Annotated in this window: 7 protein-coding genes; 2 read left to right on the top strand and 5 right to left on the bottom strand. The window is 44.1% G+C overall.

The window, feature by feature from the left end; genetic code table 11:
- Positions 1-612: 612 nt before the first annotated feature.
- Complete coding sequence (locus QUB16_RS32680) at positions 613-1,158, bottom strand: hypothetical protein (RefSeq protein ID WP_333322511.1); 546 nt, start codon at positions 1,156-1,158, stop codon at positions 613-615.
- Positions 1,159-1,711: 553 nt separating this feature from the next.
- On the opposite strand from QUB16_RS32680, the gene QUB16_RS32675 reads away from it, so the two are divergent.
- On the top strand, positions 1,712-2,914 hold the full coding sequence (locus QUB16_RS32675; protein ID WP_333322509.1) for a Coenzyme F420 hydrogenase/dehydrogenase, beta subunit C-terminal domain: 1,203 nt from the start codon (positions 1,712-1,714) through the stop codon (positions 2,912-2,914).
- A gap of 327 nt (positions 2,915-3,241) precedes the next feature.
- Here QUB16_RS32675 and QUB16_RS32670 read toward each other — a convergent pair whose 3' ends face one another.
- The 4 genes from QUB16_RS32670 to QUB16_RS32655 form a co-directional block, all read right to left on the bottom strand.
- Complete coding sequence (locus QUB16_RS32670) at positions 3,242-3,577, bottom strand: XisI protein (protein WP_333322508.1); 336 nt, start codon at positions 3,575-3,577, stop codon at positions 3,242-3,244.
- Entirely contained in the window at positions 3,565-3,984 is a 420-nt protein-coding gene (locus QUB16_RS32665; RefSeq protein WP_333290728.1) for a XisH family protein, read from the bottom strand. The genes QUB16_RS32670 and QUB16_RS32665 overlap by 13 nt, the downstream gene beginning before the upstream one ends.
- 199 nt (positions 3,985-4,183) lie before the next feature.
- Complete coding sequence (locus tag QUB16_RS32660) at positions 4,184-4,555, bottom strand: DUF2237 domain-containing protein (protein WP_333167401.1); 372 nt, start codon at positions 4,553-4,555, stop codon at positions 4,184-4,186.
- A 49-nt stretch (positions 4,556-4,604) separates the two neighbouring features.
- The gene (locus tag QUB16_RS32655) at positions 4,605-5,066 is read right to left on the bottom strand and encodes a GNAT family N-acetyltransferase (RefSeq protein WP_333322506.1); all 462 of its coding nucleotides are present in this window, start codon (positions 5,064-5,066) and stop codon (positions 4,605-4,607) included.
- A 235-nt stretch (positions 5,067-5,301) separates the two neighbouring features.
- Here QUB16_RS32655 and QUB16_RS32650 point away from each other — a divergent pair, with 235 nt between their 5' ends.
- Entirely contained in the window at positions 5,302-5,934 is a 633-nt protein-coding gene (locus QUB16_RS32650; protein WP_333322505.1) for a Vat family streptogramin A O-acetyltransferase, read from the top strand.
- Positions 5,935-6,156: the final 222 nt, after the last annotated feature.

Raw genomic sequence — 6,156 nt, 5'->3', positions numbered from 1 at the left:
CCGTCCTTTTTGGACGGGCGGGACGCCCATCCCACAATAACAATTAAAATTGTAAGTTATTTAATTCGCGATCCTAAGTAAAGATGGAAGTTAGCGATCGGACAATTTCTGTAACTAATTCTAGGCTGAGTACGTTAATTGAAGAATTGGGCACTGAGTGTCAAAATGTTATTACTTTATATCAATTCCGGTTGGATTGGAATGATTAAACCGCAGAGTACGCAGAGAACGCAGAGTCAGAGAACAGAGAGATGAATAATTTCGATGAAGGGCGGATTTGATATTAATCGATAAACTTCAGTTACCTGATTTGAGCGATCGACAAAAAGCGGAAATTGTACCAGAGTTCCTTCCTCTCTGCAATCCATCTCAACGTTCACTGCGGAGAGGATTTTCAGACACTAATTGCGGAGGAAATGACAAAATTGTCGGATGATGATGAAGAGGAGTAAGGAGACGCGGGCGATTCCCTACGGGATAGCTACGCACGCGCGTACATCAGGAAAAAGCCCTCCAGTCACTTCACAGAAAGGCTAAAAATCTTCATAAATAAGCAATAAAGTCCTTACTACAAACTTGTGAACCGGGACTTTTGCAGTGTTATTTAATATTTCAGTTTAGCTGCGTGCTCACAATAATTTTTTGCACGCGATCGCCCTTAATTTCCACAATCAAATTAGAAGCCTTTTGGTCATTGCTGTAAGTCAACCGAGTCACTCCACCCTGCACTGATTGCGACCCGTAACCGTAAGTTTTAACGACTTTTTGGCTGTTATCTCCTAGCTTCACACCATCAATTGTCAGAAACTTGGGATTGGTAGTAGAAACTAAATAAACTTTGCCCTTCCATGCTGCTACCGTCAATCCTGAGTAGGTTAGCGTGCGAATCTTGTCGCCGAGGCCAGGCTCAGCAGGTTTACTTTCGTCGCGCTGCGGTTTTCCCAACTTACGTTTTGCCTCTTCTACAGGCATCCCCAACCGAACGCCGCCAATCCCCAGGCGCGAATAGTTCAGCGCCGCCGGCTTTTGTGTCGCACTGAGCATTCTTTCTAGAGTCGCAACAGTTTGATTCGTAGCGGGGACAGGGCGAACTAAAGCAGCAAATCCTAAGCTCGAAATTGCGAGATTCATCATGATGCCAGCGACGGCTGTTGTCACAAACATTTTTACCATTTTTTTATAGCTTTATTTGGCAATGTATTCGTGCGATCGATCGCTAGATCCGGATTGATACTAAGGATCGTCGATTAAATAACTTCGTAGGTTGGGCGGAGTGGAACGAACCCTCCGTTTCACTCCGCCCAACAATCAAGCCTGGCGTTGGGTTTCGTCCCTCAACCCAACCTACAAAAAATGCAAGTGATTTAATTCTCATTCCTAATAGGACTTACACAAACACTCGTAGACGCACGGCGATTCTCTGAAACTTGATTTTTTTACCAAAACTACACAAAGAAACCCCGTTTAGAGTATACATCTTAGGTTTAACAGCGAGGTATTCAGGAAGAAACCGGGTTTCTAGCGCAACCTAGGTAAGTCCTGACTAATATTTTTTAAGCTTTGAAAACCGCCTATTTCGGGCGAACCGAATTTGCTCCCGCACCAGCTTGCGTCCGCCTGCGAGGACTGAAAGAAAGAATAAAGGAGGTAACAACCGAAATTGCTGTGATATCCTAACAAAAGCCATATCTGCATAAAATAAGTAATTTAGATGACCGCAACAGATTCTACTAAGCACCAAAAATCCAAGGCCCTCAAACCGGGTAGCCGCCGCCCCGCTAAAGAACTTTGCAGCGAGTGCGGTTTGTGCGATACATATTACATCCATTATGTCAAGGAATCTTGTGCTTTCTTAACACAGCATATCGCGGAATTAGAAGAAGAGATTCACGGGCGATCGCGCAATCTCGACAATCCCGACGATTGGTATTTCGGAGTCAGTCAAAATATGATGGCGGCTCGTAAAAAAGAGCCGATCGAGGGCGCTCAATGGACTGGAATCGTCAGCACAATTGCCATTGAAATGCTCGAAAAAGGAATTGTAGAAGGCGTTGTTTGCGTCCAAAATACTAAAGAAGACCGCTTTCAGCCAATGCCAATTATTGCTAGAAATCGCGAAGAAATTCTGGCAGCAAAAGTCAACAAACCCACTCTCTCCCCCAACCTTTCAGTATTAGAACAAATCGAAAAATCTGGGATGAAGCGGCTGTTAGTAATTGGTGTCGGCTGTCAAATTCAAGCTTTGCGAACAGTAGAGAAAAAACTCGGTTTAGAAAAGCTCTACGTTTTGGGAACTCCCTGTGTCGATAATGTCAGCCGTGCAGGCTTGCAGAAATTCCTAGACACGACTAGCCGTTCTCCCGAAACGGTTGTGTCTTATGAGTTTATGCAAGACTTTAACGTTCACTTCAAACACGAAGATGGTTCGGAAGAGAAAGTGCCGTTTTTCGGGCTGAATACTAAGGAATTGAAAGATGTTTTTGCTCCTTCTTGTTTGAGCTGTTTTGATTATGTGAATTCTTTAGCAGATTTAGTTGTGGGCTACATGGGCGCACCTTTTGGGTGGCAGTGGATTGTGGTGCGAAATGACACCGGGCAAGAGATGTTAGATTTGGTAGCGGATCAGTTAAATACTCAGCCGGTGATGTCTCAGGGGAACAGAAAAGAAGCGGTTCAGCAAAGCATTCCGGCTTATGAAAAAGGGGTGACTTTGCCAATGTGGGCGGCGAAGTTAATGGGAGTTTTTATTGAGAGAATTGGGCCGAAGGGCTTGGAATATGCTCGGTTTTCGATTGATTCTCATTTCACTCGTAATTATCTGTACGTGAAGCGCAATTACCCGGAGAAATTAGAGGCTCATGTGCCGGAATATGCTAAGCGGATTGTGGGGCAGTATAAGTTGCCAGATGTGTAGTTTAGTAGGGTGCGTCAGTCGAAATCTTCTCGCTTCGCAGAGAACATCGTGCAAACTGACGCACCCTAGAAATTAGTAAGGTGCGTCAGTTTGTGGGCGAGTATTAAGTTGCCGGAGGTGTAGTTTAGGAAGGTGCGTCAGTCGAAATCTCCTCGCTTCGCCGACAAAGTAATGCAAACTGACGCACCCTACGGGGAGCATCTCAGTTTTGCATTTACAGTGGGAGCGTCCCCGCTCGCGTATTGTACAATACGCGAGCGGGGACGCTCGCACTACAATAAAAAAAATGCTTTTTACAAAACTGAGATGCTCCCACCCTACGAATTACTATGCAACTCCAAACCCTGTATGTTGGCGTGCATAAGTTGGCTGAATTCCTAGCACTATATCCTCTTTGGGTACTCCCATTTCTACCAATTCATCAGCAATCTGCCTGTCAGTTTGATTTCGCTGAATCCAGATTTTGCCATTTTTAATATCCAAATGAAACACACAGTTATACACGCGGCGGTGTCCGTCCCATCCTAAATCGACGGCTAGATAGCGATCGCTTTCTCGATCAAAAATTGTTTCTACCTCAATTTCTCCGTTAATTGGTGCTATCTTACTGTCTTCAATTAGGAGTTTTTGAATGCACTGACGGTAATGGTCTAGTCGATCCATTTGACTATTTCCTCCTGAACTGGGTTATACACAATAAGCTTGACTTGATGTTGTCGAACCGACGCTTGAGGTAACTTCCGACTGAAAAAAGATTCGTAAGTGGCGATGGGAACTGCCAAATATAAAGTGCGAGCTGGTTCGAGCTTTTCTAAGACTAAACGGTAATTTAAAAATTGTCCTAACGCGGTATGAAAATCAGAGAGAGCTGAAGCGCTTAAAAAACTCTTGACTTCTACTGCAATTTTTTTTCCTGATTTTTCCGCCCCGATGAGTCGTTCCGCTCCCAAATCGATTTCGACTCTCTCATTCTCGGCAAATTCTAGCCTGAGAGGATCGTGAGTAACCACCCACTCAGATTTTTCAAGACCTCGCTTCACAGCATTATGAAATAGATCCTTAGCTGACACTGGTTATACCTCACCTCTAAACCTATCTTAACTGATTGGAGTAAACTTGTAGGGTGGGTCAGTGAAAAACCCCTGAATTATTGAAAAAATAACGCCAACTGACGCACCCTACAGTTTGTATAAGAGCGCGATCGCCCGTTAGCGAAAGCGTTGCGATCCGAAGGAAAGCCCTCGAAGAGGATCGCACACCAACATCCTCCTACAAATCAGCAGCGTGCTGCTTCAATTCATCCAAAGAAACGTATTCCAAAGTCAAGGCGTGAGTCGCAGCCAAAACCACAGGTGGCGCAACTCCTGCATCCATTGCTTCCTTCCACCGAGGGGCGCACAAACACCAGCAATCCCCAGGCTTCAAACCGGGAAAGTTAAATTCGGGAACCGGAGTGCTCAAATCATTTCCATTCGACTTAGTGAATTGCAAAAACTCTTCTGTCAGTTGAGCACAAACAGTGTGAGCCCCAAAGTCGCCACCACCTGTATTGCATTTGCCGTCTCGATAATATCCTGTCATTGGCGAAGTGCAGCAAGTCTCTAACTTTCCGCCCACCACATTTGTAGCTTCCGTCACCATCGCAACTCCTCCATAAAACTCTTCGATCTAATTTTACACAAATCGTTGTTTATATATTTTTTTCCATCGCAAAGTTGATGAATTTTTGTCCTCTGCGTTCTACTTCTTGTTTTGTAATCACAATAAATCCCTGGGTTTCAAAAAAAGGTCGAGCTGTAATGCTGGCTTCGGTAAATAACTTGTTAATTCCTAAGTCTTTGGCTTTTGACTCAATTTGTTTTAAAATTAGCCTACCCACTCCTTGCCTTTGAAAATCTTGATGACAGTAAAAGCGATCGATATGGCCGCTTGCTTCTAATTCCCCAAAACCTGCAATTTTCTCACCCTCTTCGGCTACGAATGTAAATTTACTGCTTAAACTTTTAGTCCAACTTTCGATATCCATATCTGCGGGAGCCCAAGCATCTACTTGTGCTTGTGTGTAATCGCGGATGTTTACTTCGTGTATGGTGTCGTAAAACAGTTGTACAATTTGTTGGGTATCACCGATTTCGTAGGTTCGTACTCTCATAAATTATCTCACTGCGATCGCTTCTTTTATATTAATTTGGGATTTTTAACCGCTTCCGAACACGGATGGATGTTGGGTTTTACCATTTTGTCTCATTTCTTGCAGGGCGATCGACCAAAATTTCTCGCCCACCCCTTGACAAACACTCCTACTCTATGTTAATCAAGCAGAAGCAAACCTAACTCGAATTAACAGTAGATCGATCCAGCAGCTTAACGAATAAGGATGGAAACTTATGACAGAAATTGGGCCCGATCCAAACCGACCTTATCCGATGGCCGATCAGCGGCGCGTATGCTTCATCAAAAACTTTATTAAATCTCCCAACATTATCGTCGGCGATTACTCATATTACGACGATCCAATAGATCCAGAAAACTTTGAAAAAAATGTACTTTATAACTACGGAAACGACCGATTAATTATTGGCAAATTTTGTGCGATCGCCACCAACGTCAAATTCATTATGAACGGTGCTAATCACAAACTCGACGGAATTTCAACTTATCCTTTTCCGGTTTTTGGGAATGGTTGGGAAACAGCCATGAATTTATTAATGGAACTGCCAAGTAAAGGCGATACCGTCATTGGCAATGATGTTTGGATCGGCTATGAATCCATGATTATGCCCGGAGTCAAAATCGGCGACGGTGCAGTCATTGCCGCAAAATCCGTTGTAGTAAAAGACATTCCCGCTTACACCGTTGTCGGTGGAAACCCCGCCCATGCAATCAAACAGCGTTTTAGCGATGCTGAAGTTGCACAACTATTAGAAATTAGGTGGTGGGATTGGGAAATAGACAAGATTTCGCGCAATGTCAGCATAATTATGCAAGGCGATATTCAAGCACTCAAAAATGCCGAGTAAACTCGCAAATACAGCGATATTAATTTTAACTCCGATCCTGTGTACCAGTTCCGGGGCGATCGCGCCGGCGAACCAACTCCCAGCAGCCGATCCCGGATACATCTTCTAATCTGCGTTCATCAACGTCAATCAGCCTGCATCTGCGGTCAATCGATTTTAGATTTTAGATTTTAGATTTTAGAGGCGACCCCACGGATAAATGCGGGGGCAATAAGTGATTTT

Source organism: Microcoleus sp. D3_18a_C4, from assembly GCF_036702415.1.
Taxonomy (GTDB): domain Bacteria; phylum Cyanobacteriota; class Cyanobacteriia; order Cyanobacteriales; family Microcoleaceae; genus Microcoleus.
The sequence above is the reverse complement of the archived record's forward strand: the minus strand, read 5'-3'. Positions and strand labels throughout refer to the sequence as shown.